The 26,956-nt window shown below is 60.8% G+C and carries 25 protein-coding genes and 1 pseudogene; 10 read left to right on the top strand and 16 right to left on the bottom strand.

The features are described 5' to 3' along the window. The first annotated feature begins 162 nt into the window (after positions 1-162). Positions 163-795, top strand: coding sequence for a LysE family translocator (locus AB5Y90_RS17545; protein ID WP_368167396.1), 633 nt, complete (start codon positions 163-165; stop codon positions 793-795). Positions 796-868: 73 nt separating this feature from the next. Here AB5Y90_RS17545 and AB5Y90_RS17540 read toward each other — a convergent pair whose 3' ends face one another. From AB5Y90_RS17540 to AB5Y90_RS17505, 8 genes are all read right to left on the bottom strand, one after another. Beyond that, positions 869-2,077 (bottom strand): cation:proton antiporter, encoded by a 1,209-nt coding sequence (locus AB5Y90_RS17540; protein ID WP_368167394.1) that lies wholly within the window; start codon positions 2,075-2,077, stop codon positions 869-871. A 31-nt stretch (positions 2,078-2,108) separates the two neighbouring features. After that, the gene (locus tag AB5Y90_RS17535) at positions 2,109-3,212 is read right to left on the bottom strand and encodes a beta-N-acetylglucosaminidase domain-containing protein (protein WP_368167392.1); all 1,104 of its coding nucleotides are present in this window, start codon (positions 3,210-3,212) and stop codon (positions 2,109-2,111) included. Positions 3,213-3,255: 43 nt separating this feature from the next. After that, complete coding sequence (locus tag AB5Y90_RS17530; RefSeq protein ID WP_005359340.1) at positions 3,256-4,983, bottom strand: potassium/proton antiporter; 1,728 nt, start codon at positions 4,981-4,983, stop codon at positions 3,256-3,258. Positions 4,984-5,263: 280 nt separating this feature from the next. Then, complete coding sequence (locus AB5Y90_RS17525) at positions 5,264-5,410, bottom strand: hypothetical protein (protein WP_005337933.1); 147 nt, start codon at positions 5,408-5,410, stop codon at positions 5,264-5,266. After that, positions 5,407-6,096 (bottom strand): M15 family metallopeptidase, encoded by a 690-nt coding sequence (locus tag AB5Y90_RS17520; protein WP_368167390.1) that lies wholly within the window; start codon positions 6,094-6,096, stop codon positions 5,407-5,409. The genes AB5Y90_RS17525 and AB5Y90_RS17520 overlap by 4 nt, the downstream gene beginning before the upstream one ends. Then, the gene (dapE, locus tag AB5Y90_RS17515) at positions 6,093-7,220 is read right to left on the bottom strand and encodes a succinyl-diaminopimelate desuccinylase (protein WP_368167388.1); all 1,128 of its coding nucleotides are present in this window, start codon (positions 7,218-7,220) and stop codon (positions 6,093-6,095) included. The genes AB5Y90_RS17520 and dapE overlap by 4 nt, the downstream gene beginning before the upstream one ends. A 19-nt stretch (positions 7,221-7,239) precedes the next feature. Continuing rightward, positions 7,240-7,590, bottom strand: a complete 351-nt coding sequence (locus AB5Y90_RS17510) for an ArsC family reductase (protein ID WP_368167386.1) — start codon at positions 7,588-7,590, stop codon at positions 7,240-7,242. 319 nt (positions 7,591-7,909) lie between these two features. Continuing rightward, positions 7,910-8,224 (bottom strand): hypothetical protein, encoded by a 315-nt coding sequence (locus tag AB5Y90_RS17505; protein WP_005337929.1) that lies wholly within the window; start codon positions 8,222-8,224, stop codon positions 7,910-7,912. Positions 8,225-8,509: 285 nt separating this feature from the next. Here AB5Y90_RS17505 and dcuC point away from each other — a divergent pair, with 285 nt between their 5' ends. Further along, on the top strand, positions 8,510-9,886 hold the full coding sequence (dcuC, locus tag AB5Y90_RS17500) for a C4-dicarboxylate transporter DcuC (protein WP_005350454.1): 1,377 nt from the start codon (positions 8,510-8,512) through the stop codon (positions 9,884-9,886). A gap of 134 nt (positions 9,887-10,020) precedes the next feature. Beyond that, complete coding sequence (locus AB5Y90_RS17495) at positions 10,021-11,160, top strand: M20 family metallopeptidase (protein ID WP_167572258.1); 1,140 nt, start codon at positions 10,021-10,023, stop codon at positions 11,158-11,160. Positions 11,161-11,300: 140 nt separating this feature from the next. Here the strand turns inward: AB5Y90_RS17495 and AB5Y90_RS17490 are convergent, their stop codons facing one another. The 4 genes from AB5Y90_RS17490 to asnS all read right to left on the bottom strand — a co-directional run bounded on the left by AB5Y90_RS17490 (position 11,301) and on the right by asnS (position 16,076). Further along, positions 11,301-11,957 (bottom strand): hypothetical protein, encoded by a 657-nt coding sequence (locus AB5Y90_RS17490; protein WP_368167384.1) that lies wholly within the window; start codon positions 11,955-11,957, stop codon positions 11,301-11,303. A gap of 134 nt (positions 11,958-12,091) precedes the next feature. Then, the gene (locus AB5Y90_RS17485) at positions 12,092-13,435 is read right to left on the bottom strand and encodes an anaerobic C4-dicarboxylate transporter (RefSeq protein ID WP_368167382.1); all 1,344 of its coding nucleotides are present in this window, start codon (positions 13,433-13,435) and stop codon (positions 12,092-12,094) included. A 374-nt stretch (positions 13,436-13,809) separates the two neighbouring features. Continuing rightward, entirely contained in the window at positions 13,810-14,565 is a 756-nt protein-coding gene (locus tag AB5Y90_RS17480; RefSeq protein WP_368167380.1) for a substrate-binding periplasmic protein, read from the bottom strand. Between the two features lie 110 nt (positions 14,566-14,675). Beyond that, on the bottom strand, positions 14,676-16,076 hold the full coding sequence (gene asnS, locus AB5Y90_RS17475; protein ID WP_368167379.1) for an asparagine--tRNA ligase: 1,401 nt from the start codon (positions 16,074-16,076) through the stop codon (positions 14,676-14,678). 200 nt (positions 16,077-16,276) lie between these two features. Between asnS and AB5Y90_RS17470 the strand changes: the two genes are divergently transcribed. Further along, entirely contained in the window at positions 16,277-16,621 is a 345-nt protein-coding gene (locus AB5Y90_RS17470) for a hypothetical protein (protein ID WP_236303269.1), read from the top strand. A 9-nt stretch (positions 16,622-16,630) separates the two neighbouring features. Here AB5Y90_RS17470 and AB5Y90_RS17465 read toward each other — a convergent pair whose 3' ends face one another. Together AB5Y90_RS17465 and bioA are read right to left on the bottom strand one after the other, a co-directional pair. Further along, a complete protein-coding gene (locus tag AB5Y90_RS17465) occupies positions 16,631-17,443 on the bottom strand; it encodes a HAMP domain-containing protein (protein WP_005350472.1) in 813 nt (270 codons plus the stop codon). A gap of 176 nt (positions 17,444-17,619) precedes the next feature. After that, positions 17,620-18,894 carry an adenosylmethionine--8-amino-7-oxononanoate transaminase gene (gene bioA, locus AB5Y90_RS17460; RefSeq protein ID WP_368167377.1) on the bottom strand — a complete coding sequence of 425 codons (1,275 nt, stop codon included), beginning with the start codon at positions 18,892-18,894 and terminating at the stop codon, positions 17,620-17,622. A 193-nt stretch (positions 18,895-19,087) separates the two neighbouring features. Between bioA and bioB the strand changes: the two genes are divergently transcribed. The 5 genes from bioB to htpX all read left to right on the top strand — a co-directional run bounded on the left by bioB (position 19,088) and on the right by htpX (position 23,900). Continuing rightward, on the top strand, positions 19,088-20,176 hold the full coding sequence (bioB, locus tag AB5Y90_RS17455; RefSeq protein ID WP_368167375.1) for a biotin synthase BioB: 1,089 nt from the start codon (positions 19,088-19,090) through the stop codon (positions 20,174-20,176). Beyond that, positions 20,173-21,369, top strand: coding sequence for an 8-amino-7-oxononanoate synthase (gene bioF / locus AB5Y90_RS17450; RefSeq protein ID WP_368167373.1), 1,197 nt, complete (start codon positions 20,173-20,175; stop codon positions 21,367-21,369). Before bioB ends, bioF begins: the two co-directional genes overlap by 4 nt. Then, positions 21,362-22,177 carry a malonyl-ACP O-methyltransferase BioC gene (bioC, locus tag AB5Y90_RS17445; RefSeq protein ID WP_257124643.1) on the top strand — a complete coding sequence of 272 codons (816 nt, stop codon included), beginning with the start codon at positions 21,362-21,364 and terminating at the stop codon, positions 22,175-22,177. Before bioF ends, bioC begins: the two co-directional genes overlap by 8 nt. A gap of 59 nt (positions 22,178-22,236) precedes the next feature. Continuing rightward, on the top strand, positions 22,237-22,914 hold the full coding sequence (gene bioD / locus AB5Y90_RS17440; RefSeq protein ID WP_005337893.1) for a dethiobiotin synthase: 678 nt from the start codon (positions 22,237-22,239) through the stop codon (positions 22,912-22,914). 113 nt (positions 22,915-23,027) lie between these two features. Next, entirely contained in the window at positions 23,028-23,900 is an 873-nt protein-coding gene (gene htpX, locus AB5Y90_RS17435) for a protease HtpX (protein WP_005337890.1), read from the top strand. A gap of 75 nt (positions 23,901-23,975) precedes the next feature. Here htpX and AB5Y90_RS17430 read toward each other — a convergent pair. After that, positions 23,976-25,160 (bottom strand): annotated as a pseudogene (locus tag AB5Y90_RS17430) (methyl-accepting chemotaxis protein); the annotation flags it as partial. A gap of 52 nt (positions 25,161-25,212) precedes the next feature. Further along, entirely contained in the window at positions 25,213-26,439 is a 1,227-nt protein-coding gene (locus tag AB5Y90_RS17425; RefSeq protein WP_257124644.1) for a transposase, read from the bottom strand. Between the two features lie 58 nt (positions 26,440-26,497). Between AB5Y90_RS17425 and tnpA the strand changes: the two genes are divergently transcribed. Continuing rightward, positions 26,498-26,902, top strand: coding sequence for an IS200/IS605 family transposase (tnpA, locus tag AB5Y90_RS17420; protein WP_201995218.1), 405 nt, complete (start codon positions 26,498-26,500; stop codon positions 26,900-26,902). Positions 26,903-26,956 lie beyond the last annotated feature (54 nt).

Here is a 26,956-nt window from a genome sequence, read left to right as displayed (position 1 = left end):
TATTGCTGAAATGTGCTGAAGAAAAGGTTTTTTCTTGTGAGAAAGGAGCCATTTAGGCATGATTGAGCGCTTTATCCCCTGAATATGTGGTACAACTGGCTGGGTTGTGTCAATCCTGTCCCGTTTTCGTGATTTCCCGCTCTCGTCATATGGAGGTGTGTTGTGTCCAGCTGGATCGATCCGGCCATTCTGGCTCTGTTTATCCCGACCTTTTTCTTTGTCTCGGTGACCCCCGGCATGTGCATGACCCTGTCGATGACCCTGGGGATGAGCCTGGGGGTGCGCCGTACCCTGCATATGATGTGGGGGGAGCTGATCGGGGTCGGGCTGGTCTCGGTGCTGTCGGTGATCGGGGTTGCTGCCATCATGCTCAACTATCCGGGGATCTTCGCCGCCTTCAAATATGTGGGGGGCGCCTATCTGGTGTGGCTTGGCATCCAGATGTGGCAGGCCAAGGGGAAGATGGCCATTCCGGCGGATCTCTCGGCCGGTCAGCAGACCAGCGCCATGGGGCTGGCTCTGCAGGGCTTTGTCACCGCCATCGCCAATCCCAAGGGGTGGGCCTTCATGATCTCCTTGCTGCCCCCCTTTATCTCTGCCGACAAGGCGATGGCGCCGCAGATCAGCGCGCTGGTGGCGCTGATCCTGGTCATCGAGTTCTCCTGCCTGCTGCTCTACGCAAGCGGTGGCCGCACTCTGCGCCACTTCCTCGCCAAGAGCGGCAACGTCACCTTGATGAACCGCATCGCCGGTACTCTGATGCTGGGGGTGGGAGTCTGGCTGGCGCTCGGGTAAGAGCTTTCAGTGACCCGCACCAGACAAGAAAAATGCCACCGGTCGGTGGCATTTTTAATGGGCGCCGGGTGGCTCAGCGAGGCTTGAAACGCTCGACCCAGGGGTTGGCGGTGAGGCCGTGCAGGATGACGCTCAATATGATGGTGCAGAGCACGGTGGCGATGATGGGGCGCTGGCCAATCAGGGAGGGCTCGTTTTGCAGCACCATTACCGCAAAGACGATGCTGGCAAGGCCCCGCGGCCCGAACCAGCCGATAAAGAGCTTGAGCTCCGGCTTGAGGCCGGTACCGATGAGGCTCAGCCAAACCGGCACCATCCGCAGCAGGGTGAGGCTGGCAATGGCATAGAGCCAGTATTGCCAGTGCAGCAGCTCCGGCAGAATGGGCATCAGGGTCGCGCCAAACACCATCCAGATCACCACGGAGAGCAGGTCGCCGTAGCCTTCGCAGCTGTCCATATAGGCGTGCTTGTGTTCGCCGAGGCGGTGGCCGATAAAGAGGCCGCCGACAAAGGCGGCGATAAAGCCGCTCCCCCCGAGAGTCTGTGCCAGCGCAAAGCAGAGCAGGGCCAGCCCCGGCATGGTGAGCTGGCGCCAGAGCGGCAGTTGCCAGCCGTTGAGATAGGAGATTTTCAGTAGCCGGATGGTGAGGCTGGTCTGCACAAAGGCGACCAGCAGGCCAATGCCGATCTCCTCCAGCATCAGGGTGATAGCCAGCGTGGCGGTGCCTGCGTGCTGCTCGGTGGGGGCGATAAGGGCCAGCAGCAGAAGCAGCACCGGTACGCAGATGCCGTCGTTGAGGCCGCTCTCCTGATTAAGCCCTTCACGCACCGGTGCCGGCACCGCGGGGTTGCTTACCACCGCCTTGCCGAGCGCCGCATCGGTGGGGGCAAGAATGGTGGAGAGGATCGCCATCTCCAGCAGTGGCAGGTCGGGGAAGATCCAGTGGCCAAACAGGGCGCCACAAAGCAGGGTGAGGGGCAGGCCAATCAGCAGCAGCCGGATGGGGAGCTGGCGGTTGGCCAGCAATACCTGCCAGTTGGTGTTGGCGGCATCGTTGAATAGCACGATAACCAGCGTCAGCTCGGCCAGCAGCTTGATGCCGGCGCTGTCGATAGAGAGGGAGAGCAGCTCCAGCCCGCCCGGCCCCAGCAGCCAGCCGGTCAGCAGAAAGAGCAGGGGGCCGTTGACCAGCTTTGATTCAAAGCGCCCCGCGATCAGGCTGTAGACCAGCAAGAAGGCGGCGATCACCGCTAGATTCTGGTAAAGCAGGTGTGCATCCATACAACCTCCTTTCTGCCCCCGCAGGGGCGGTTTAATCGGTCAGGCAGTCGGGATCGAACACATACTCCCCGTCCAGCCAGCGCACGATTTCGTCTACGCAGGATTGGTCACGAAACGGCAGATAGCGCGCCTTGAGGGCGGCAATCTGATCGGAGGTGAGCTGTGTCAGCCCTAGATCCTGAAATAGCGGCAGGTCGGCCTCGATCATCGCCGAGATCTGCGGGCCGCAGGTGGCGTTGAGGGCGGCATGCAGCGCCTTGTCGGGGTCGTACTGCTTGCCGAGTCGGTAGCTCATCGGCAGGGTAGCGAGGGGCAGGGCGGAGAGCGCTGCCTGCTTCATCGGGTTGACCGCATGGCCGGCGAGCAGATCCGCCAGCTCGGCGGGGCGGTTCTCGAAGGCGCGCAGGTGCAGGTAGCTGCTCGCCTTGCTGCCATCGTTAACCGGGTAGTTGTCCCACAGGAAGGGCTTGCGGCCGAGCAGTTCGGTCACCTGCTTGAGGTGACTGGCTGGATATTCGCTGGAGCAGACCTTGGGGCCGGTCCAGAATATCTCGAAACGGCGATCGAGCTGCTCGCCAAGCTCCTCCAGATAGCGGGGAGGCATGGCGCCAAACACCTTCTCCAGCACCGGATCGGTCGAGTAGTAGCTGGGGCAGAAGATGAGGCGGGTCGCCTTGCTGTGAGCCGCGATATCGTGGGCGATGGTGAGCTGGTGACCGGCCAGATCCGGGGTATCCCCCTTCATATCGTCAAACAGCACCGCCAGAATATCGGGCTGGAGCATCTCGTCGATGAGGCGCACTTTTTCAAGCAGTGCCGGGCGCTGCCGCTTATAGTCGTGATGCGCCCCCATGGGGCTCAAGCCCACTCCGAAGGCGAGTCCGTTGGCGCGGCACTGGCGCGCCAGTTCGGCGAGATCGGCCAACTGCTGCTCGGGCCAGGGGAGAGCCCAGTGCTTGCGCAGATAGCCATCCTCTTTTGGTGCATAGATATAGAAACCGTAGCCGTGGCGTGGCAGCCACTGGGCGTAGCGGGCGCGGGCCTGCCAGCTCCATCCCTTGCCAAAAAAGCCTTCAATCACCCCCAGATTGGCAGCGGGGGGCAGGGGGCCGGACAGCAAACTTTGATATGGCATAACTCTCTCCCTTCTTGCTGGGGACTTGATACGGGACGGTCGGTCAGACCGGGTCCTCTTCCTGAAAGCGCACCCCGATCTTGCTCGGCACGCTCTCGTCCATTTCGGCCACGGTCCAGATCAGGCCCTGCCATTCGATGTTGTCACCGACCACCAGATTATCGCCCAACTGACTGGCAATAAAATCGCCCAGTGTCTGATCCGCCACCTCGCTCACATCCAGCCCGTAGAGAGGGGCGAGATCCACCAGTCGTGCCGCCGCTTCCAGCAGGAAGTCACCGAAGAAGCGGGGGCCGAGATCTTGCTCCGGCGCCTGGCTAAAGAGCTGGCCGAGGGCGGGGAGGTCACGTTCGTGACCGATCACGCAGAGGATGTCATCGGCCTGCAGACAGGTACTACCCGAGGGGTGGAGCAGCTCGCGGCCTCGAAACAGGGCGCAGATCCGGGTGCCGGTGGGCATCTGCAGATCCCGCAGTGGCGAGCCGATGCACCACTTCTCTTCCCCCAGCTGGTAGACGAAGGTCTCCCACTGGCTGTCGAGATCGATTTCGAGCCCGGAGCGGTTGATGGGCGACGGCGGTGCCGGTACCTCCACCCGCGCCAGTTTTGAGGCCAGCGGTAGCGAGCTGCCCTGCAAAATCAGCGAGACCAGCACCACAAAGAAGGCGACGTTGAAGTAGAGCTGGGCGTTGGGCAGCCCCGCCATCATGGGGAAGACTGCCAGAATGATGGGCACGGCGCCGCGCAGGCCAACCCAGGAGATAAACCAGCGCTCGCGGGGGGCGAAGTTCTTGAACGGCAGCAGCCCGATCCAGACCGACACCGGGCGGGCAAACAGGATCATCCACATTGCCAGCGCCAGCGCGGGCAGGGCGATGGGTAGCAGTTTGTGGGGTGAGGCGAGCAGCCCCAGCACCAGAAACATGCCGATTTGGCTGAGCCAGGTCAGACCGTCCAGCACCGACAATGTGGTGCTGCGGCTGCGCAGGGCGAGGTTACCGAGCAAGAGACCAGTGAGATAGATGGCGAGAATGCCGCTGCCACCGACCGCCGTGGTGAGGGCGAAGATCAGCAGGCCGCCGCTGACGGTGAGCAGTGGATAGAGCCCCGGCGCCAGGCGGGCGGTGTTGATGAGGCGCCACAGCAGCCAGCCGCCGCCAAGGCCAATCCCGGCGCCAAGTCCAAACTGCTTGACCAGTTGCAGCAGCAGGAAGCCCCCATCCAGCCCTTGCTGGGCGGTGGCGAGCACCTCGATCAGGGTGACGGTGAGAAACACCGCCATGGGGTCGTTGCTGCCTGACTCTATCTCCAGCGTCGCGCTCACCCGCTCGTTGAGGCTGCGTCCGCCAAGCAGGGAGAAAACCGCCGCCGCATCGGTGGAGCCGACGATGGCGCCGATCAGCATCCCCTGCATCAGGTTGAGGTCAAACAGCCAGGCGGCGGCAAGCCCCGTCAGGCCGGTGGTGATGGCCACACCGACCGTCGCCAGCGACAGGGCAGGCCAGAGCGCCACCCGGAACGAGGAGACCCGGGTGCGCATGCCGCCGTCGAGCAGAATGATGGCAAGCGCCAGGTTGCCCACCAGATAGGCGATGGAGTAGTCAGCGAAGTGGATACCACCTGGGCCATCCTCACCGGCCAGCATGCCGACGGCGAGGAAGATAACCAGAATGGGAATACCGAGGCGGGAAGAGAGGGCGCTCAACAGTACGCTGGCTCCCACCAACAGGGCAGCGACAAAAAAGAAACTGTTGATGGTAGCGGCATCCAAGGGCGAACTCCTTCCTGGTAATGTGCAAAGTAGGCACATTATATGCAGTTAGGCCCCCCTTGTGTGGCTTATTTGTGCATCAATTTGCACTTTCTTACATTTTTCATCCCTTTTTTCAGCATGGCCGCGCCATATTCTGACAGTGACGGGGTTAACGAAAGCGGAGTCAAAGGAGCGTCGATTTCAGGATGCGCAGGGAGGAGAGGGCGGGGAAAAGCGAAACGGCACAGCAGAGGGAGAGGGGAGCACAAGGGCGCTCCCCACGGGATGGGGGCGGGATTCAGTCGTCCTCGTCATCCTTCACTTCGCGGATCTTGTCCTTGTAGTTGGGCAACTGCTTCTCCAGCCGTTTCATGTCTTTGATGGCATTGAGAAACAGCCCGAGCAGGAACAGCAGCGGCAACCCTATCCACAGCCAGAGATTCATGGGATTTTCCTTTCGTCAGGACAGGTGGTGACATAACGGGCCAAAATTTCATCAAGGTTGGCCAATATGGTCGACTTGCCTTCAATATCCGCCTGTTGCAGGCAAAGCGCCAGTGCCGCGGGATCGAGTCGCTGCTCGTCGGACTCCAGCGAGAAGCTGATATGCCAGGGCTCGTAGGCGACCCCGCTCCCCGCCCCGAGCGGCTTGGCATAAGGGAGGAAGAAGCCGAAGTCGCTCATGTGGTCGCTGAGCCACTCGCTGAGATCTGCAAACCAGCCCCCGGCTTCATACTCCCACGGCTCCAGTGCCAGTTTGGTATCGGCAGGCAAACAGTCCGGGTCGTAGATATCGAGATCGGTCCCCCAGTGGTGACGGCTGGTGCCGGGCAGGGCGCTCCAGCGCAGGATGGCGTGGAGGCGCTCCTCGTCGCCCAGTTGCAGGGCGTCGATGGGCTGGCTGTGGGCATCGAGCAGTGGCCGTTCGCCGCGCCACTTGCCATTCCAGATGGCGAGCTGGCGCTCGAAGCTGCGCCAGCTGGAGGCCGCCTGCAGGTTGAACCCCTCGTAGGCGGCCGCCACCTGCATGTCGTTGAAGGCCGCCGCGGTGGTGGCGGTCAGACGATGGGGGCCGCGCCCCACCAGAATTAGGTGGCTCTCGTCGAGCCCCAGCAGTTGTTCCTGCGTCATGTCAGCAATCTCTCGAGCACCCCTTGGTACATGTCCGCCAGCAGATCCAGATCGTCCGCCTTCACGCACTCGTTCACCTTGTGAATGGTGGCGTTGACGGGACCGAGCTCAATCACCTCGGCGCCGGTGGGGGCGATAAAGCGCCCGTCCGAGGTGCCGCCGGTGGTGAGCAGGGCTGGCTGCTGGCCATTGACCGCCTCGATGGCAGAGACTGCCGCCGCCAGCAGTTTGCCGGTGTCGGTGAGGAACGGCTGGCCGGAGAGGGTCCAGCTCAGCTGATAATCGAGGCCATGTTTATCCAGCAGCGCTTCGACCCGCTCGCGGATATCCAGGTCGGTCAGTTCGGTGCTGAAGCGGAAGTTGAACTGGACCTGCAGCTCGCCCGGAATGACGTTGGAGGCGCCGGTACCGGCCGAGATGTTGGCGATCTGGAAGCTGGTGGGGGGGAAGTAGGCGTTGCCCTCATCCCACACGGTGGCAGCGAGTTCCGCCAGCGCTGGCGCGGCTTTGTGAATGGGGTTGTCAGCCAGATGGGGATAGGCCACATGGCCCTGCACCCCGCGCACCAGCAGATCGCCGGTGATGGAGCCGCGGCGGCCGTTCTTCACCACATCCCCCACCACGGCGGTGGAGGAGGGCTCGCCGACGATGCACCAGCGGATCTTCTCATTGCGGGCCTCCAGGGTGTCGATCACCCGGGTGGTGCCATTGATAAAGGGCCCCTCCTCATCGGAGGTGATGAGAAAGGCGATGGACCCTGTGTGATCCGGATGCTCGGCCACGAAGCGCTCGACCGCCACCACCATGGCAGCCAGCGAGCCCTTCATGTCGGCGGCGCCACGGCCGTAGAGCACGCCATCCTTGATGGTCGGCTCGAACGGCGGAGTGTGCCATTTGTCCAGCGGCCCGGCGGGCACCACGTCGGTGTGACCGGCGAAGCAGAACAGTGGCCCCTCGCTGCCACGACGGGCCCAGAGGTTGGTGGTGTCCTCAAACACCATGGGCTCGATAACGAACCCGAGCCTGGCGAGGCGCTCCGCCATCAGGGTCTGGCACCCTTCATCGAGGGGGGTAACGGAGGGGCGGCGGATCAGATCCTTGGCCAGTGCGATGACATCCGACATCAGTTGTCCTTAGTTGTCCTTAACGGAAAAAGAGGGATTGGTAGTGATCAGCCTTGAAACCTAGGGTCAGTTCGCCGTCACGGTCGAGCAGCGGGCGCTTGATCATGGCCGGATGTTCCAGCAGCAGGGCGCGCGCCTTGGCGGTGTCGAGTCCCTGTTTGGCCTCATCCGGCAGGGCGCGGAAGGTGGTGCCGCGGCTGTTGAGCAGGGCTTCCCAGCCGAGTTTTGCCAGCCAGCTGTCCAGATCGTCCGGGTTCAGGCCGTCGGCGCGGTGGTCGTGAAAGCGGTAGTCGATACCGGCCTCATCCAGCCACTTGCGGGCTTTCTTGATGGTGTCGCAGTTCTTGATGCCATAGAGGGTGATGGCCATGGGGAGTCCTTCTCTTGTGGGCGCTGGCCGTGGGCCGCGCCCGAAAATCCGAATCAACAGAGTGCAAGGGCCCGATTCTGGCATTGTGGCAATCCCATGGCAACGCCGATGGTCCGGCTCGCGGGTTTTGCCGGAACTGGTCACACCTGAACGGCGATTTTGAGCACAAGGTCAGAAGCTGTGGGGCTGGTGTGCCCGATGGGGTTGGGTATTGCGGGAGAAGATCGACTATTGCAGGAGAAAAAGAGAAGGGGGCAAACACCAGATAGCCAAAACGCGCCAGCGGGCGCGTTTTGGTCGGCATCATCAAGCACCTCAATCAGTGCAGGGTGGTCCACTCATGGTCAAAGACCCGGGCCCGTTCCCAGGGTGCATCAGGCAGGCTGGAAGAAAGGCCAGTGTATTTGCCCACGTCGTCCACCACGATGGCGGAGAGGATCGGCAGGTTGTTTTCGGTGCAGTACATGCGGATGCGTTGCAGCAGGGTGCGCAGTTCATCCTGGCACTGCTCCAGCCCGGCCTGCTTGGCCAGTTTGGAGTAACGAATGGTAGTGCGTTCCTTTGCAGACTCGACGAGGATGTCCCACAGCTTGTAGTCGCAGGTCGAAGCACCTGCGGTGGCTTGGCTTGTCATAACTCTCTCCGGCGCGAAATGGTCGCTATATGTCGAAGCGCATCTTCGCCAGTTCGGCGCCGTCATATGTTGATCCAACGCAAAAAAGAGGGGAGTCGCGTCACACAATTCCCGGATATGGGGTGATAAAGGTTTTCCGGTAGTTGAAATAACGAAAAATTGTTACATGGCCGACATATTATGCTAATGAATCACGGTGACGGCACCTTTATTGATAGGGATCAAAGGCAAACAGTGGTCAGATCACTAGATTTCGCTCTTCGATAAATTTATCAGGAGTGAATATTGGAACTTTTATTCGTCTTGCTCGTTCTGGTCGCCGTGGTCTACGGCATCATCAAGGATTACAACCCGCAGGCGGTGCTGGCGCTGGCGGGCATGGCCATTTTTGCGGTGGCCTACTGGCTGGGGCTGCACCCCATTCTCCCCGCTGACAAGAGCACCGGTTTCGCCCTGTTCGACCTGTTCGAAGTGTTCAAGGGGATCTTCTCCTACCGCGCGGCGGGCCTCGGCCTCACCATCATGGCGGTGGCGGGTTTTGCCACCTACATGTCCCATATCGGGGCCTCCCAGGCGCTGGTGCGGGTGGCGGTCAAACCGGTGGCAGGCATCCAGTCCAGCTACCTGATGCTCTCCATCTGCTATCTGGTGGCGGTATTCGTCTCCCTGTTCGTCACCTCCGCTACCGGCCTTGGCCTGCTGTTGATGGTCACCATGTATCCGGTGATGCGCAACCTCGGCATCAGCCCGGCCTCCGCCTGTGGCGTCATCGCCACCTCACAGGCGTTTGAAATTGGCCCGACCCAGACCAACGCCATCTTCTCCGCCGGTCAATCCGGCATGGATCCGACCAGCTATTTTGTCGACTACCAGATCTGGCTGGTGGCCCCCATGCTGCTGGTGACCATGGTGCTGCACTTCTTCTGGCAGCGTCACTGCGATCGCAAGGATGGCTGGGATCCGGCGCTCCATCGCGGCGATCACGCCGAGCTGGACGAACAGGGCACCGAGAGCGTGCAGGCGCCCACCTGGTATGCCCTGCTGCCGATCATCCCCTTCGTGCTGATGATGACCTTCTCCAAGCTGCTGGTGAGCGACATCAAGATGAGCGTGGAGGTGGCCATGCTGCTGTCGGTCTTTATCGGCATGCTGTGCGAGCTGCTGCGTAGCCGCTCGGTGCGTACCGCTTTTGCCGGTCTGTCGAGCTTCCTCGACGGCATGGGCAAGGTGTTTGGCCCCGTGGTGGCGCTCATCGTCTGTGCCGAGCTGTTTGCCGAATCCCTCAAGGCCATCGGCGCCATCGATACCCTGCTGCACTCTGCCAGCAATGCCGGTATCGGCAGCGGTCTGATGACGCTGGTGATGGTGGCGCTGATCATGGTAGCGGCGGTCATCATGGGCTCCGGCAACGCGGCGTTCCTCAGCTTCTCGACTCTGGCACCGGCGGTGGCGGCCAAGTTTGGCGTACCTGCGGTGACCATGCTGCTGCCGATGCAGCTCGCTTCCAGTATCGGCCGTACCGTCTCTCCCATCGCGGCTGTGCTGATCGCCTGTGCGGGGATTGCCAAGGTATCGCCCTTTACCGTGGTCAAGCGCACCAGCGTGCCGATGGCGGGGGCGCTGGTGACGGCGCTGACCCTCAATTATCTGCTGTTCATGTAGTGATGTGGGTTATGTAGTGGTGTTTGGAATTTACCGGTCGGGCGGGTGGCATGGCTGCCCGCCTTTTTCTCACTGTGTCGCATTGTTGCAATAGACGATCGGCCATCAACGCTGATTGTTGCATGGAGAAGATAATGACAGTTGTAAAGAGCCCGTTTTCCCTCGATAGCTATCTGGCCGATCTGGCCCCGCTCATCAACCTCGATTGCGGTACTCGCACCCCGGCCGGGGTAGCGAAAGTGGCCGACATCATGACCGAGAAATATGAGGCCATCGGCTGGCAGGTGACCCGCCACCAGTTCGCTGCCGAGTGCGGCCCCTGCCTTGAGGCAACCAATGCGCCTGGTGCCGATCACTACGACGTGATGCTGTGCGGCCACATGGATACCGTCTTCCCCGAGGGGACTGCGGCCAAGCGCCCGCTGAAAATCGAAGGTAATCAAGCCTTTGGCCCCGGCGTCTCGGACATGAAGAGCGGCTTGCTCTCTATCTGGTATGCCCTCAAAGAGATGGATCCGGCATTGCTTGCCAAGCTCAAGGTGCTGGTCTGCTACAACTGCGACGAAGAGATTGGCTCCCCCTGGTCGAAAGATTGGCTGGTGGAGAAGGCCAAACAGAGCGGCTGCGTGCTGGTGGCCGAGGCAGCCCGTCCCAACGGGGATCTCATCAGCGCCCGCAAGGGCAATGCCAAGTACCGCATCACCTTCCACGGCAAGGCCTCCCACGCCGGTTCGGCCCTCACCGAAGGGATCTCTGCCATTACCGAGTTGGCGCACTGGGTGCTGGCCATCAACGAGCAGGTCAACATGACCACGGGTACCACCATGAACGTCGGCGTGGTACAGGGCGGCACCGGCGTCAACGTGGTGCCGGATTTTGCCGAGGCGATCGTCGATCTGCGTTTCTGGAGCAACGAAGAGGCCGCAGCGGTGCACGATCGGCTCACCTTTATGGCCAACAACCCCTTCCTCGCGGGCTGTCGGGTCGAGGTGGATCGCCAGACCTTCAAGCCGGCGATGCGCCCGAGCGGTGACACCGAGGCGCTGATGGCGCTGGTGGAGGCGGCAGCCAAGGAGGAGGGGATCCCCTTCAACTGGCTGGAGGCCGGTGGCGGCTCGGATGCCAACTTCACCGCCGCCGCGGGTGTGCCGTCCCTCGATGGTTTCGGCCCCATGGGGGGCGGTTTCCACTCGGAGGCGGAGTTCCTGCTGCTGGAGAGCATCGAGCCACGCATCCGCCTGCTGCAGCGGGTGCTGGGCAAGCTGGCGAAATAAGCTGGTTTATCCCTTGTTCGGGTCGTCATGGCCCGCTCAAAACTGGCCCGATCAAACCCAAACGGGAGGCTGTTGCCTCCCGTTTTTTTATCTCGATTTTTCGCGCTAGCTGAGTGAGCGTGCCAGATGGCCTGAGGCCGTTACCCCTGTGGCTCGGCCAGATAAGCCAGATGATCCTGCCGCGCCACCTGCCAGCCATCGAGGCGCAGCGGGGCGGCAAAGCCCGGGCCGTCGGTCACCATGGTGTGGTACTCCCCCTGCTCGCCGCAGGCATCGAAGCCCTCGCGCTCGGCCAGTTGTTGTAACTCGGCGAGGGTGGCGGCATCAAGGGGGCGTCCAGTCCACTCGGGAGCCAGCACCCGGGTATCGACGCAGGAGAGGTGGGCGACGATGCCGCGGGCCAGCATATCCGCCAGCAAGGCTTGACGAGATTGCTGCCAGAGCGGGGTGTGTACGGTGAGATCCAGCGGGCGGCAGCGTTCGCGGATCCAGTTTGGTGCGCCGCCCACGCTGTCGATATCGCCGGTAACTACCCCATCGAGTTGCCACTCCTCCTTGAGCCGTGCAAGTGCCCGCTCATAACCGAGATCGAACGGCGCTTCTATGGTGACCAGCAGATGGGGCAGCCCGAGGGCTTCCGCCTGACGGCGCACCAGCGGCAAGGGATGAGCGAGAAATCGGGGTTCTGGCGGCGCAAAGGTGGCCAGTGCCACCACCTGATGGCCCGCTTGACGGGCATGACAGAGGGCCAGCATGGCATCTTTGCCACCGCTCCAGAGCAGGATGACGCGAGACATGGATGAGATTCCAGTGGTGAACGAGGGGGCATGCTACCCAGCGGCGGGGAAGTGGTTGGGGTCACAGAGCGGGGAAAAAGCAGGCCCCCGAAGCGGGGGCCTGTATTGCAATGGCGTGGTAAACGCCGCTGCGATTAGAGCAGGATGCTGGTGAGGATAAAGCCCAGCGAGCAGGAGGTCACCACCCCGATCAGCCCCGGAATGATGAAGCTGTGGTTGATGATGAACTTGCCGATGCGGGTGGTGCCGGAGCGGTCGAAACCGATACAGGCCAGATCGCTCGGGTAGGTCGGCAGCACGAAGTAGCCGTAGCTGGCCGGCAGGAAGGCGATCAGCAGCTTGGGTTCGACACCCAGCGCCAGACCCATGGGGGCGATGGCGGTCAGGGCTGCGGCCTGGCTGTTTACCAGCTTGGAGATAAGGAACAGCACCAGGGCGTAGGTCCAGGGTTGGGCCTGTACCACATGGGCCAGAGTCTCTTTGAGCTGCGGCATGTGAGCCTGGAAGAAGGTCTCACTCATCCATGCCACCCCGAATACGGAGAAGATGGCGACCATGCCCGCCTTGAAGACGGCACCGTTGGCGATCTCGCCCGGCTTGACCTTGCAGCGCATCAGGATGATGGCACCGGCGATCAGCATCATCATCTGGATCACCAGGTTCATGGAGAGCGGGCCGGTCTTGTCCTTGATGGTGAACACCGGACGCAGACCTTCGTTGGCGCCGAGCAATACCACGGCAGCGATGGCGGCGAAGAAGATCCAGGTAGACCAGTAGGCCTCTTTCGGGAACTTGGTGTTGAGCAGGGTTTCACCGCCGCCGTAGATGAAGGCGCGCTGTTCCGGGTCTTTGATCTTGGCCTGGAACTCTTCGTCCTTGTCCAGATCCTTGCCGCGACGCAGGCTCCACAGGGCAGCCACGATGACACCGGTCAGGGAGGAGGGGATGGCGATCATCAGGATGTCGAGCAGGCCATAAGCCTGACCGATACCATGACCAGCCGCCAGAATGGAGACCATAGAGACCACGGCAACGGAGACCGGGGAGGCACAGATGGCCATCTGGGAGGCAACGGAGGCGACAGCCATCGGGCGTTCGGGACGGATGTTCTTCTGCAGCGCGATGTCAGCGATGATGGGGAACATGGTGTAGACCACGTGGCCGGTACCGCACAGGAAGGTGAGGGTCCAGGTCGTGAGCGGCGCCAGGATAGTGATGTATTGCGGGTGGCGGCGCAGCAGACGCTCGGCCACTTGCATCATCAGGTTGAGGCCACCGGCAGTCTGCAGGGTGGCGGCACAGCCGATCACCGCCAGAATGGTCAGCATTACCTGAACAGGCGGTTCGCCCGGCACCAGGCCGAAGACGAAGGTCAGCAGGAATAGACCGATACCACTGATGAGACCGAGTCCCATGCCCCCAAAGCGGGTACCCAGCAGCAAGCAGCCGAGTACCACTAAAAATTCCATCAAGATCATTCCGTTACCTCGTGTGATTCAACCCATATTGCCGCGGGTAGCCTGAACCATGAATTGTCATTGTCTGTTTTATTTAGCCCAAAAGGGTTAGTTGCTATTCTGCTCCCCTGAAAAAGTGAAAAAATTGAGTTACTTCAATAACTCGATGAATTTTTGATTAAACCACTTAAAAACCACGTACTAACAAAAGCATCATTTTTGTCACCAAGTGGTATCACTCGGGGCCAAGCCATCGGGTGGTCATGGCGGCAGCACAGAGCGGCAACAGGGCTGCAGGGGAGGGGCATAAAAAGGGCTCGATTGCGGCAGAAGAGGGTGAAAAAGCCAGCGCTCAGGCTATTTTTGCCAGCAAGGACTGACTTCAGCGGGTTGGCTCATTTGGCCGCAGGTGCTTGCTGCAGATAGCGGCGCTGATAATCCTCGCTCAGCTTGGCAATATCCAATCTGGCAATGGCCTGTGCCACCCGTTGCTGCAACGCCTGCTGGTCGGGACGAAACATGATGTGCAGGCTCTTGTGTTCGAGGATCTTCGGGTGAAATTGCAATCCGGCGCTGCTCAGCTTGCGATCATGGTTGATGAGCCAGTGAAAGACATCCCGATCGATCACCGCCAGATCGAGCCGGTCGCGCTGCAATTTGCGCAGGTTGAGCAGGTCGGAATCGACGGCGGCAGTGTTGAGGCGCTTGCTGGCCATCAGGGCATCGAATTCACGGGTGTTGACGTACCCCTCCACCACGCCGATCCGGTAGGGGGCGAGATCCGTGAGCTGCTGCCAGGGGATGGGTGGGCCTGAGCGCTGCGCCATGCCCAGCACGCTGTCGCCTACGCTGGGGGAGCTGCGCCACAAGGTCGGCAGGGTGTCGGAGAGGTAATCTGGAAAATAGCCGCTATAAGGCTGGGTCGGGTCGGCCGCCAGCCGTACCGCCCGCTGCCAGGGGTAGAAGTCGAACGTCACCTCCAGTCCCGCCTCGGCAAAGGCACGTTTGACGATATGACCGGTGAGGCCGCCATCGGGCAGGCTCTGGCTGGTGTAGGGGGGCCACTCCAGGGTGGTCAGACGAACGGGCTCGGCCCACAGTTGAACAGGCATGCAGGACAGCAATAGCGAAAGCAGCAGGCGATATCCCATAGGCGACGAGTTCCTTGTGCCGGTTGATCCTGAGTATCACCCATAACGGTGACAATAAAAAAGCCGACCCACAGGTCGGCTTGTGCAATGCAGTGGCAAGATGCCGCTGATCAGAACTCGGCGGTACGCGGAGTACGCGGGAACGGGATCACGTCGCGGACGTTGCCCATGCCGGTCACGTATACAACCAGACGCTCGAAGCCCAGACCGAAGCCGGAGTGCGGCACGGTACCGAAGCGACGCAGGTCGCGATACCACCAGTAATCTTCCTTGTTCAGGCCCATCTCGGCCAGACGGGCATCCAGCACGTCCAGACGCTCTTCACGCTGGGAACCACCGATGATCTCGCCGATGCCCGGTGCCAGTACGTCCATCGCGGCAACGGTCTTGCCGTCGTCGTTGAGGCGCATGTAGAAGGCCTTGATATCTTTCGGGTAGTTCTTCACCACCACCGGAGACTTGAAGTGCTCCTCGGCCAGATAGCGCTCGTGCTCGGAGGAGAGATCGATACCCCAGGAGACCGGGAACTCGAACTTCTTGCCGCAGTTTTGCAGCACTTCGATGGCGTCGGTGTAGTCGATCTGGGCGAAGTCGGAGGAGACGAAACGCTCCAGACGGCCGATGGCATCCTTGTCCACGTGCTGGGCGAAGAACTCCAGATCGTCGCGACGCTCGGTCAGTACGGCGTTGAAGACATACTTCAGCATGGCTTCGGCCAGTGCGGCGTTATCTTCCAGATCGTTGAAGGCCACTTCCGGCTCAACCATCCAGAACTCGGCCAGGTGGCGGCTGGTGTTGGAGTTTTCAGCGCGGAAGGTCGGGCCGAAGGTGTAGACCTTGGAGAGGGCGCAGGCATAGGTTTCGGCGTTCAGCTGGCCGGATACGGTCAGGAAAGCCTCTTTGCCGAAGAAATCTTCGTTGTAGTCCACCTTGCCGGCGTCGGTGCGCGGCAGGTTTTCCATGTCCAGAGTGGAGACGCGGAACATCTCGCCGGCACCTTCGGTGTCAGAGGCGGTGATGAGCGGGGTTGCAACCCAGAGGAAACCCTCTTCGTGGAAGAAGCGGTGGATGGCTTGCGCCAGGCAGTGACGAACGCGGGTCACTGCGCCAACGATGTTGGTGCGCGGGCGCAGGTGGGCCTGTTCACGCAGGTATTCGATGCTGTGGCGTTTGGCAGCCATCGGGTAGGTGTCCGGATCTTCGACCCAACCGACTAACTTCACCTCGGTCGCCTGCAGTTCGAAAGCCTGGCCGCTGCCCTGAGAGGCGGCAACCACGCCGGTCACTTCCACGGAGCAGGCAGTGGTCAGACGCAGCACTTCATTCTCGTAATTGGCCAGGGTATTGGGGACAACTGCCTGTACCGGATGGAAACAGGAGCCATCGGAAATGGCCAAAAATGAGATCCCCGCCTTGGAATCACGGCGAGTCCGGATCCACCCTTTGACAGTTTGGGTGGTGCCGACCGGATACTTACCGGCCAGCACATCTACTACGGATGCGTGCGTCATCGAAATATTGTCTCCAGCTTGTTCTTGCAGCGCTATTTGCAACACTAGGGAGTCTGGCCCGGGCACAGATGGCCCACCATGGCAGACTAAGCCGTCAATCTTACCCGCGCGGGTTTGATAAACAAGCAAAAATGTCGGACTCTGGTGGGGTTTTCGGCATGGTTCACTCAACAAGAGTGTCACGGGCGCAGGAGCGGTGGGTGAAAGATCGGCGGCATGGGCCAGATTGGCTGACACGGGTGTTGCAGGGGCTGGTGATGCTCTGCTGGGGCGGCTTTATCGTGCTGCTCTCCCTTTACCACTATGCCCGGCCCGAAATTGCCTACGGTTTTCTGGTCTATGGCGGGATCGAGGTGCGCGATTATTGGGACCCGGCCCTTACCCCCTGGCTGGTCTACGGGCTCTGGAGCTGCTGTGCCCTGACGCTGGCGGTATTGCTGCTGGAGCGCCAGCGCAGCCGCCGTCAGGATGACTCCCGGCATGTCAATCTGGCCATCCTGCTATTGGTGCTGATCGCCAGCTTGCTCTTTTACTACGTCGGTTAAGCGCCCGCCTCAGCGGGGCTGATCCGGCTCCTGCCTGCTGGCCTTGGTGCGTTTGCCGAGTTGGCGCTCCACACTGTCGAGCATCTGGTTGTAGGCCACCGCCACCCGGCCAATCTCGTCGCCGTCATCCCCCTCCAGCCGGTGTCCGAAGTCGTGCAGGTCGGTGGCCTCTTCCATGGAGCGGGTCAACTGGTTGAGGGGGCGCACGATCCAGGTGCGGATGACCCAGAGGGTCAGCAGCAGTCCCATCCCGAAGATGCCGGTGAGAATGAGCGCCGAGGTGAGAATATTCTGCTCGACCCGGGTAAACAGCGAATCGAGGGAGTAGTCAAAGCGCACCGCTCCTAACACAGTGTTCTCCGGCACCAGATGACAGCTGGTGCAGTCGGTGCCGCGAAAATCCTTCTTGGCCAGCAGCGGTCGGGTCACTACCAGACGGCTGTGCATGCCGTTGTGCACCACCTCCAGACTCCCTTTGCCCGCCAGTGCCAGCTCATCAAACTCATCCTTTACCTGTTCGGTCTCCCGTCCCGGCCCGAACTGTTTGCTCACCGCGTCGCCACGAACGATGCGTGCATCCTCCACATGGGCGTGGTCGAGAAACTTGCCGCGCAGAGTATCGCGGGCATCCATCTTGCCGGTCAGCATCAGCATGTTGAGACCGTCGAAATAGGCTTCGGTCTGCTCGCGGCTCTGCTCCTTGATGAGTGTCAGGATGAGATCGCGCTCGCGCACCGCCTGATAGGCTGCGGAGAAGACCAGTACCATGGAGAAGATGAAGAGCAGGAAAAAGTTGATTTTGGCAGCAATGGAGAGGCGCATGAGCAGTCTTTCTTGATGGTAAAACCGCAGCAGTTTACCCCTCTTGGGGCCTCAGGTCTGGTGTTTTGCTCACATTACGGCAAGTGAAACTGCACTGAAGTGGATAAAGTTGCCCTCTTTATATATCAAATGTGGGTAGCCAAACGGGCGGCTGCGATGGCCGCCCGCTGCATGCATTAAAACTCGCCTTCGGTGATGGCCTGACGGATGGCGCCTGTCAATACCCGCAACTCTTCAGGGGTGATGACGAAGGGGGGCATCAGGTAGACCAGCTTGCCAAAGGGGCGGATCCAGGCGCCCAGTTCGACAAACTTGCGCTGGATGCGCGCCACATCCACCCGCTCTTTCATCTCCACCACCCCGATGGCGCCGAGCACCCGCACATCCGCGACCGCCGGGTGCAGGGTCAGCTCTACCAGTTCTGTTTGCAGCTGATGCTCGATGGTGCGCACCCGCTCCTGCCAAGGTGAGGCCAGCAGCAGATCGATAGAGGCGTTGGCCACCGCGCAGGCGAGCGGGTTGCCCATAAAGGTGGGGCCGTGCATAAAGACGCCCGCCTTGCCGTCACAGATGGTGCGGGCAACATGCTCGGTGGTCAGGGTCGCCGAGAGGGTGAGGTAGCCGCCAGTGAGCGCCTTGCCCAGACACATGATGTCGGGGGTGATCCCCGCCCAGTCGCAAGCAAACAGCTGGCCGGTGCGGCCAAAGCCGGTGGCAATCTCGTCAGCTATGAGCAGTACGCCGAATTCGTCGCACAGGGCGCGTACCCACTGCAGGTAGCGGGGATGGTAGAAGCGCATGCCGCCAGCGCCCTGCACTATGGGCTCAAGCACGATGGCGGCGATCTCCTCGTGATGATCCGCCATGAGTGTCGCCAGCTCCACCACGCACTGCTCATCCCACTCGGCGTGGAAGCGGCAGCTGGGTGCTTCGACAAAATAGTGCTCCGGCAGAAACCCCTTGTAGAGCTCATGCATGCCGCCATCGGGATCGCAGACGCTCATGGCGCCAAAGGTGTCGCCGTGATAGCCGCTGCGCAGGGCAACAAATTTGGCTCTGGGCGTCCCCTTGGCATGCCAGTACTGCTGCGCCATCTTGAGCGCCACTTCCACCGCTACCGAGCCGGAATCCGCCAGAAAGACCCGATCCAGCCCCTTTGGAGTGATCTCCACCAGCTTGCGGCAGAGCTCGACCGCCGGGGCGTGGGTGAGGCCGCCAAACATCACGTGGGACATCTTGCCGAGCTGGGCGGTGGCGGCGGCGTCCAGTTCCGGCACCTGATAGCCGTGCACGCAAGCCCACCAGGAGCTCATGCCATCCACCAGTTCACGGCCATCGCTGAGGGTGATCTTCACCCCCTTGGCGCTGGCCACTTCATAGCAGGGCAGGGGGTGAGTGAGAGAGGTGTAGGGGTGCCACACATGGTGCAGGTCGAATTCTTGGTTGTTCATTTGCTGTTCTATTGTCAATTGGTTTTATCTGGTCGGTGTTGACAGTCTACGCGTGCTCTCTACACTAGCCAACAATTTCAGCCACTTGGCACTGCGCATCACCTTGAGCGCGCGGGCCCGGCGGCGGGTTCTGTGGCCGTCGATCCCAAGATGGCGGGCGCAGGATCCCACTAATAACAACCGGAAGCCATGTATGAATGCTCTCACTGCGGGCGGGCACGCCCTTCGTCATGACTGGACCCTCGCCGAGGTTCAGGCCCTGTTTGCCTTGCCGTTCAACGATCTGCTGTTTCAGGCCCAGACCGTCCACCGCGCCCACTTTGACCCGAACGAAGTGCAGGTGAGCACCTTGCTTTCCATCAAGACCGGCGCTTGCCCGGAAGATTGCAAATATTGTCCCCAGAGCGCCCGTTACCACACCGGTCTTGAGGCCGAGCGGCTGATGGAGGTGGAGAAGGTGCTGGAGCGGGCCCGTGAAGCGAAGGCCAACGGCTCGTCCCGTTTCTGCATGGGGGCCGCCTGGCGCAACCCCAAAGAAAAAGACATGCCCTACATCATCCGGATGATTGAGGAGGTGCGCGGGCTGGGGATGGAGACCTGCATGACGCTAGGGATGCTCACCGCCGATCAGGCGGCGCGTCTTGGCGCTGCGGGGCTTGATTACTACAACCACAACCTCGATACATCGCCGGAGTTTTACGGCGAGATCATCTCCACCCGCACCTATCAGGACAGGCTCGATACCCTGGAGCATGTGCGCGGTGCCGGTATGAAGGTCTGCTCTGGCGGCATCGTCGGCATGGGTGAGCAGGCGAAAGATCGGGCGGGTCTCTTGATGGCGCTCGCCAACCTGCCGCGCCACCCCGAAAGTGTGCCCATCAACATGCTGGTCAAGGTGAAGGGAACGCCGCTGGAGAACGAGGAGAACCTCGATCCGTTCGAATTTATCCGCACCATCGCGGTGGCGCGGATCATGATGCCCGCCTCCCATGTGCGTCTCTCCGCCGGGCGGGAGAAGATGAATGAGCAGATGCAGGCCATGTGTTTTATGGCCGGGGCCAACTCCATCTTCTACGGCTGCAAGTTGCTGACCACCCCCAACCCGGACGAAAACAGCGATATGCAGCTGTTCAAGCGGCTCGGCATTCGCCCCGCCCAGCGGGCCCAGAAGCCGGATCAGGTTCAAGAAGAGGAGCTGCTGGCCGAGGTGAGTCGCCAGAGCGAGCCCACCGAGATGTTTTATGACGCCACCCGCCCCCGTGCAGGGGCTACGCGGTCATGAACGGCCCTGCAGTAACGGGCCCCTTTGGGTTGGGCACGGCGCTGGCCGAGCGCGAGCAGGCGGGTCTGCTGCGCAACCGCATCGCGACCGACGGGGCGAGTGGCGGGCGGCTCAGGGTTGCAGGGCGCGAATACCTCAATTTTTCCGCCAACGACTATCTGGGGCTGGCAGAACACGGCGCCATCAAGGCTGCCTTCAACGCGGGGATGGGGCGCTATGGCGCGGGCTCCGGCGCCTCGCCGCTAGTGACCGGTTACAGTCGTGCCCACCAACAGCTTGAGGAGACCCTGGCCGAGTGGCTCGGGGTGGAGGCGGTACTGCTGTTCAACTGCGGCTTTTCGGCCAATCAGGCGGTGCTCAAAGCGCTGCTTGGCAAGGAGCATCTGCTGTGGCAGGACAAACTCAACCACGCCTCTTTGCAGGAGATGGGCAGCCAGCTCCCCTGCAAGATGAAGCGCTTTGCCCACAACGATATGGCGGCCCTTGAACGGCAGCTTGAGCCAAATCGCGGACTGATTGTTTCGGAAGGGGTGTTCAGCATGGACGGGGATCAGGCCCCCTGGGGTGAGCTCGCAATCCTCGCCGCCCGGAGCGGCAACTGGCTGATGATCGACGATGCCCACGGCCTCGGTGTGCTGGGGCCTGAGGGGCGCGGCACCCTGGCGGCGCAGGGAGTAAATCCTGCCAACGTGCATATCCAGATGGGCACCTTTGGCAAGGCGCTTGGCGTCGCTGGCGCCTTTGTCGGCGGCAGCCGCGAGCTGGTGGAGTATCTGGTCAACTTCGCTCGCCACTATGTCTACAGCACCCATATGCCCGCCGCGCAGGCTTGCGCGGTGAGCAAGAGCATCGAACTGGTGCGCGCGGCTGATGAGTCCCGCGCCCATCTTGGCCAGCTGATCGCTCGCTTCCGGCAAGGGGCAAAGGATCAGGGTTGGCAGCTTGGCGCGAGCGATACCCCGATCCAGCCGCTGCTGGTGGGGGAGAGCAGTGTTGCCCTGCAACTGGCAGAACGGCTGCGGGAACGCGGCGTCTGGGTGAGCGCCATCCGCCCGCCCACGGTGCCAGTCGGTACGGCCCGGCTGCGCATTACCCTGAGCGCGGCTCACCGCGAGCAGGATGTGGAGCGCCTGCTCGATGCCTTGGGGGTCTGCCCTGCAGTTACAACGCTTGGGGAGGCTCACTATGGCTGAGCGTTTTCAAACGGTCGACAAGGCGCAGCTTGCTCGCCGTTTTGGCGCCGCCGCTCGTCATTACGATGCCCACGCCCGCTTTCAACAGGAGGTGGGTCAGGCGCTGTTGGAATGGATGCCAGACAGGCTGGTTGGCACTGATCTGACGGTGAGCGGGCTGGATCTGGGCTGCGGCACCGGCTTTTTCTTGCCCCAGCTGGCGAACCGTTGTCACCAGCTGGTGGGGCTGGATCTCGCCCCCGGCATGCTGGCGCAGGCCGCCTTGCGTGGCAGCGGCGCCCGCCTGCTCTGCGGTGATGCGGAGCAGCTTCCTTTCGCCGACAGCGCGTTCGACTGGGTTTTCTCCAGTCTGGCGTTGCAGTGGTGCGAGCGTCCGGCCCAGGCTTTTGGCGAGTTGCTGCGGGTGGTCAAACCGGGCGGCCAGATCTTTTTCTCGACCCTGCTCGATGAGTCACTCTGGCAGTTGCGAGCCGCTTGGCAGCAGCTTGATGGTCGCGCCCATGTCAATCGCTTCCTCAGCCTGCCACAATTGGAGCAGGCGCTGGCTAGCGCCGGGGTATCTGCTCCCGAGCTGCGTTGTATCACCTGGGATCTCGCCTATCTTGAATTGCCGCAGTTGTTGCGCGATCTCAAGGGGATTGGGGCCAATCAGATCAATGACAATCAGGGGAGTGCCGCCCCGGCCGGTCTGAGTGGTCGCGCCAGATTGCAGCAGCTGGCGCAGGCGTATGAGGTGTTTCGCCAGCCCGATGGCAGGCTGGTCGCCAGTTATCGGGTGTGCCTCGGCCGCCTCAGCAAGCCTCGCTGAGCGCCGGGAATCGCATTGTGTGCAGGGTAGTCAACGGGCCCTGCCAAGGAGAGAACCGTATGAAATCATTCTTTATCACCGGCACCGATACCGATGTGGGCAAGACGCTGGTGGCGCGCACCCTGCTGCGCGAATTCAGCGCACAGGGAATCAAGTGCGCGGGTTACAAGCCGGTCTCGGCCGGATGTGCTCGCACTCCGGACGGGCTGCGCAACCTGGATGCCGTTCTATTGCAGGAGGCGGCGAGTCTGCCGCTGCCCTATGAGGTGGTCAATCCGTTCGCCTATGAGCCGCCGATTGCGCCCCACATCGCCGCCAGCGAGGCGCGCCAGCCTATCACCATGCAGGGGTTGAGCGAGGGGCTACGCAAGATTGAACAGGCTGGGGCCGAACTGGCGGTAGTGGAAGGGGCGGGGGGCTGGTATTTGCCGCTCGATCGCAAGCATCTGCTGTCGGACTGGGTCAAGCAGGAGAACATGGCGGTGATCATGGTAGTGGGGGCCAAGCTGGGTTGCCTCAACCATGCGTTGCTCACCTTTGCCGCCATTCGCAATGATCAGCTGCCGGTGGCGGGGTGGGTAATTAATCGGCTCCATGGTTCCATGAGCCATTATCAGGAAAATCTGGACACCCTGAGGGGCTTGCTGCCAGCTCCCTTCCTCGGCGAAATTCCGTTTATAAACAATCCACTTGAAGCCGATTTGCAGGGGCGTCTCGATATCTCGCCGCTACTTTGACGGCATATTCAGCGAACATTCATCGAATCTCCCTAGAATGTCGACATTAACATGATCAGGTGGGGATCCCGAGTGATCCCCGGTCATGTCCCTTATCTTCACAAGGAGTCTATATGAAGCGAATTATGCTATTCCTGGTGACCAACCTGGCCGTCATGCTGGTGCTGGGGGTGGTACTCAATATCCTGTTCTCGGTTCTGGGGATCAACAAGTCCAGCATTTCCGGGCTGTTGGTGTTCTGTGCCGTGTTCGGTTTTGGGGGTTCCTTTATCTCCTTGCTGATGTCCAAGTGGATGGCCAAGCGCAGCTATGGCGTCCAGGTCATCGAGCAACCCCGTAACGAGACCGAGCACTGGCTGGTGAGCACTGTGGCCCGTCAGGCCCGCGAAGCGGGTATCAAGATGCCGGAAGTGGGGATCTACGACTCTCCCGAGATGAACGCCTTTGCGACCGGCGCTCGCCGCGATGATTCGCTGGTGGCTGTCTCCTCCGGCCTGCTCTACAGCATGAGCCGTGACGAGGCGGAAGCGGTACTGGCCCACGAGGTGAGCCACGTGGCCAATGGCGACATGGTGACCCTGACCCTGATCCAGGGTGTAGTGAACACCTTCGTGATGTTCTTCGCCCGTATCGTGGCTGGCGTGATCAGCAACTTCTTCAGCTCCAACAACGAGGAAGAGAGCAGCAGTACCGGCGGTTTTGCCTACATGATCACCGTGTTCGTGCTGGAGATGCTGTTCGGCATTCTGGCCTCCATCATCGTCATGTGGTTCAGCCGTCAGCGTGAGTTCCGTGCCGATGCCGGTGCCGCCAAGTTGGCCGGTCGCGACAAGATGATTGCCGCCCTTGAGCGCCTCTCCCGCGGTGCCGAGCCACAGCTGGAAGGCTCCATGATGGCTTTTGGCATCAACGGCAAGCGCTCCATGAGCGAGCTGTTCATGAGCCACCCGCCCATCGAGCAGCGTATCGCCGCCCTGCGTGGTTGATAGATACTGAATGACGGGGATACCCTGCATAAAAAACGGCTGCCTTCGGGCAGCCGTTTTGCTTTTCAGCGTTCTTTAAAGCTTGAAGTGCCCCATCTCCTGGCGCAGTACCCGTGACAGCTGCTTGAGCTTGGCCGCCTCTTGGGACACGTGGCGGGCGGCATCCCCCGACTGCTCCGAGAGGGAGGTGATGTTGCCGACGGTAGAGACCACCTCGTTGGCTGCGGTGGACTGCTCGCGCAGGGTGTGGCTGATCTCCCCCATCAGGCCGGTGAGGTTGGAGGCGTGGCTCTGGATGCTGGCGATCGCCTCGCCGGTCTGGTTGGCCAGCGTGACCCCGCGAGAGACGTTGTTGACCGTGTTCTCCATGCTGCGGATGGAGGCATCGGCCCCGCTCTGGATTTTGCTGATCATCCCGGTGATCTGCTGGGTTGAGGCCGCCGAGCGACTGGCCAGATTGCGCACCTCGTCGGCCACCACCGCAAAGCCGCGACCCTGTTCACCGGCCCGCGCCGCCTCGATGGCCGCGTTGAGGGCCAGCAGGTTGGTCTGATCGGCGATGCCGCGGATCACCCCGATGATCTCCGAAATCTGCTGGGTATGGCCGTTGAGCTCGGAAATGGTGCTGGCCGCATCCCCCACTGTGGTGGAGATATTCTCGATGCTGCCGAGAGTCTCTTTAATGACCCCCGAACCCTCCTCCAGGGTATTGGCGGAGACCTTGCTCAGCTCGTCGGCATGGGTGGCGTTGTCGGAGAGGTGGCTGATGCTCACCACCAGCTCCTCGATGGCGGCGGCCATGGTCTGGGTGCTGGTTTGCTGATCGGTGGCAAACTGGGCGGTCTGCTCGGCAATTTGGGCGATGCTGTCGGCAGAGTGGGACAACTCCTCGGTGGAGTGGGAGACCTTGGCGATGATCCCCTTGAGGGTGGTCTGCATACTGCCGAGCAGACCGATCAGGCTCTCTTTCGATCCTGGCGGCACCTTGATGGGGCGCGAGAAGTCCCCTTCCGCCATCATATGGAGATCGGTCTTGAGCTGTTCGACCGAGGTGCCCACCAGATCGAGCAGGGAGCGATAGGTGCGCCAGAGGAAGAACATCAACACCAGACCGAGGGCGATAAAGAGATAGCGCAGCATGTCGGTATTGGTGATGGCGCTCTCGACTGCCTCATGGTTGCGCTGCTCCATCATCACGTAGAAGTCATCGATGGGGGACATGATACGCCCCTTGTTCTGGTGATAGGCCTTGTCATGCATCTTGACATCCTCCCCCACCTTCGCGCTTCGCGTCTCAGGAGGGGGATTCCCATTACTGGGTGGTAACTGCTCGCGCAGTACCGGGTTCCTGCTTCATCGGGCGGCCTGATTGCACCGCTCCTCCACAGGCTAAAACGGCGTGTCCCGCCGCTAAAATATTGCGAGCGCCGTTCACATCGGCGTTCGCCTCATACCCACACGCAACGCATTTAAACTGGCTTTGCGTCTGGCGGTTATCCTTCGCAGTGTGCCCACAACAGGCGCATTTCTGGCTGGTGTAGGCCGGATTAATCGCCAGCACCTGACCGCCTCGCCATGCCTGCTTGTATTCGAGCTGGCGGCGCAGCTCAAACCAGCCCTGATCCAATATCGAACGATTCAGCCCTGATTTTGCCCGGACGTTGCGCCCCGGCTGGCTTGTCGTGCCCGCTGCTGATTTTGACATGTTGGCAACCTTCAAATCCTCAATGACGATCATCGCGTGGTTTTTGCTGATAGTCGTTGTGACCTTGTGAAGGTAATCGCGGCGGGTATTGGCGATATGTGAATGCAGGCGCTGGATCTTGGCTTTTTGCTTCTTCCAGTTACTGCTGAACTTTACTTTTTTGCTCAACTGGCGCTGGAGCCTTGCCAGCTTGGCCTGATGGGTTTTGAAGCTGTTGACGGGCTCAAACACCGTGCCATCTGACAGGGTTGCGAGCTTGGCAATACCCGCATCCAGCCCGACCATTGAGCCGGACGGGTGAATTGGCTCAGGCGTCTCCTGCTCGACCTGTAATGAGATATACCAGTGCCCGGCGGCTTGGCTGACAGTGGCGTTTTTAATCTTCCCTTCTACTGGGCGTGACTGGCGAAACTTAACCCACGCCAGCCCGGCTGGCAGTTTCACACGGCCTTTCTCAAGGCGGCAATACTTGTCGAAGTTGACGAACCGGATAGAGTCGCGGTTGTCGCTTTTCTTCTTGAAAACTGGGGCTTTGGCGACGAGTTTTTTATCAAAACAACGCATCCACGCGCCGTGCAAATCCTTGAGTTTCTGCTGGAGGTTGTCGGTGTATGCCTCGGCCAGAAAGGCCATTTCTGGGACTTTCTTCCAACTGGTGAGCATCCGGTTAAGCTCAAAGGCAGAAGGCAGTTTTTCGCCAGAATCAAGAATGCGTTTGGTTTCTGCCAGCCCGTGATTCCAGACATAACGAGCACTGCCGCCCAACTGGCGCAGGCGTTGCGCTTGTTGTTCGGTCGGTTCGAGTCGGAATTTGTAGGCTTTTAGAATTTGCATTAAATGCTCAGTGTGTAGCAATATTTCTTCACATCATTACACCGAGCAGAGTCATTAAATGCAAGTCGTAAATATCAACAAATCACGCCATGCTGCTTATCTTCTCCATGTTCACTTGGTATTTGTGACTAAGTATCGAAAAAAGATATTGGGCGATTTACACCTTGCTGCATTCAATCAGTATGCTACTGAGGTTTGTAGCGACTTTGGCGCACAACTGAAAGAGTGTGACGGAGAGGCTGACCATGTTCACATGTTGATAGAGTACGGCCCAACGGTACAGTTATCGGTACTGGTTAACTCGTTGAAGGCGGTAACATCAAGGCGGCTGCGCAATGAATTTCTGGACTTGAGAGGTGCCTACAGCAAGCCCGTGCTCTGGTCACGCTCCTACTTTGCTGGCTCTTGCGGCGGTGCGCCGTTGGAGGTGATCAAGCAATACATTCAAAACCAGCGGGGCTGACGCCCCGGCGAAATTCCCCTCCCACCTACGTCGGAGGGAGTCCCCTTTCGCATT

It is taken from the genome of Aeromonas sp. R4-1, assembly GCF_040908325.1.
In the GTDB taxonomy this organism is placed as follows: Bacteria; Pseudomonadota; Gammaproteobacteria; order Enterobacterales; family Aeromonadaceae; genus Aeromonas; species Aeromonas veronii.
Note: the sequence above shows the minus strand (reverse complement) of the source record. Positions and strands in the feature narration are given on the sequence as shown.

What these genes read in the sequence shown, in the direction of transcription:
- AB5Y90_RS17540 (WP_368167394.1), bottom strand. Translation starts at nt 2,077, where the DNA reads ATGGATGCACACCTGCTTTACCAGAATCTAGCGGTGATCGCCGCCTTC.
- AB5Y90_RS17535 (WP_368167392.1), bottom strand. Translation starts at nt 3,212, where the DNA reads ATGCCATATCAAAGTTTGCTGTCCGGCCCCCTGCCCCCCGCTGCCAAT.
- AB5Y90_RS17525 (WP_005337933.1), bottom strand. Translation starts at nt 5,410, where the DNA reads ATGAATCTCTGGCTGTGGATAGGGTTGCCGCTGCTGTTCCTGCTCGGG.
- AB5Y90_RS17520 (WP_368167390.1), bottom strand. Translation starts at nt 6,096, where the DNA reads ATGACGCAGGAACAACTGCTGGGGCTCGACGAGAGCCACCTAATTCTG.
- dapE (WP_368167388.1), bottom strand. Translation starts at nt 7,220, where the DNA reads ATGTCGGATGTCATCGCACTGGCCAAGGATCTGATCCGCCGCCCCTCC.
- AB5Y90_RS17510 (WP_368167386.1), bottom strand. Translation starts at nt 7,590, where the DNA reads ATGGCCATCACCCTCTATGGCATCAAGAACTGCGACACCATCAAGAAA.
- AB5Y90_RS17505 (WP_005337929.1), bottom strand. Translation starts at nt 8,224, where the DNA reads ATGACAAGCCAAGCCACCGCAGGTGCTTCGACCTGCGACTACAAGCTG.
- AB5Y90_RS17495 (WP_167572258.1), top strand. Translation starts at nt 10,021, where the DNA reads ATGACAGTTGTAAAGAGCCCGTTTTCCCTCGATAGCTATCTGGCCGAT.
- AB5Y90_RS17490 (WP_368167384.1), bottom strand. Translation starts at nt 11,957, where the DNA reads ATGTCTCGCGTCATCCTGCTCTGGAGCGGTGGCAAAGATGCCATGCTG.
- AB5Y90_RS17485 (WP_368167382.1), bottom strand. Translation starts at nt 13,435, where the DNA reads ATGATCTTGATGGAATTTTTAGTGGTACTCGGCTGCTTGCTGCTGGGT.
- AB5Y90_RS17480 (WP_368167380.1), bottom strand. Translation starts at nt 14,565, where the DNA reads ATGGGATATCGCCTGCTGCTTTCGCTATTGCTGTCCTGCATGCCTGTT.
- asnS (WP_368167379.1), bottom strand. Translation starts at nt 16,076, where the DNA reads ATGACGCACGCATCCGTAGTAGATGTGCTGGCCGGTAAGTATCCGGTC.
- AB5Y90_RS17465 (WP_005350472.1), bottom strand. Translation starts at nt 17,443, where the DNA reads ATGCGCCTCTCCATTGCTGCCAAAATCAACTTTTTCCTGCTCTTCATC.
- bioA (WP_368167377.1), bottom strand. Translation starts at nt 18,894, where the DNA reads ATGAACAACCAAGAATTCGACCTGCACCATGTGTGGCACCCCTACACC.
- bioB (WP_368167375.1), top strand. Translation starts at nt 19,088, where the DNA reads ATGAATGCTCTCACTGCGGGCGGGCACGCCCTTCGTCATGACTGGACC.
- bioF (WP_368167373.1), top strand. Translation starts at nt 20,173, where the DNA reads ATGAACGGCCCTGCAGTAACGGGCCCCTTTGGGTTGGGCACGGCGCTG.
- bioC (WP_257124643.1), top strand. Translation starts at nt 21,362, where the DNA reads ATGGCTGAGCGTTTTCAAACGGTCGACAAGGCGCAGCTTGCTCGCCGT.
- bioD (WP_005337893.1), top strand. Translation starts at nt 22,237, where the DNA reads ATGAAATCATTCTTTATCACCGGCACCGATACCGATGTGGGCAAGACG.
- htpX (WP_005337890.1), top strand. Translation starts at nt 23,028, where the DNA reads ATGAAGCGAATTATGCTATTCCTGGTGACCAACCTGGCCGTCATGCTG.
- AB5Y90_RS17425 (WP_257124644.1), bottom strand. Translation starts at nt 26,439, where the DNA reads ATGCAAATTCTAAAAGCCTACAAATTCCGACTCGAACCGACCGAACAA.
- tnpA (WP_201995218.1), top strand. Translation starts at nt 26,498, where the DNA reads ATGCAAGTCGTAAATATCAACAAATCACGCCATGCTGCTTATCTTCTC.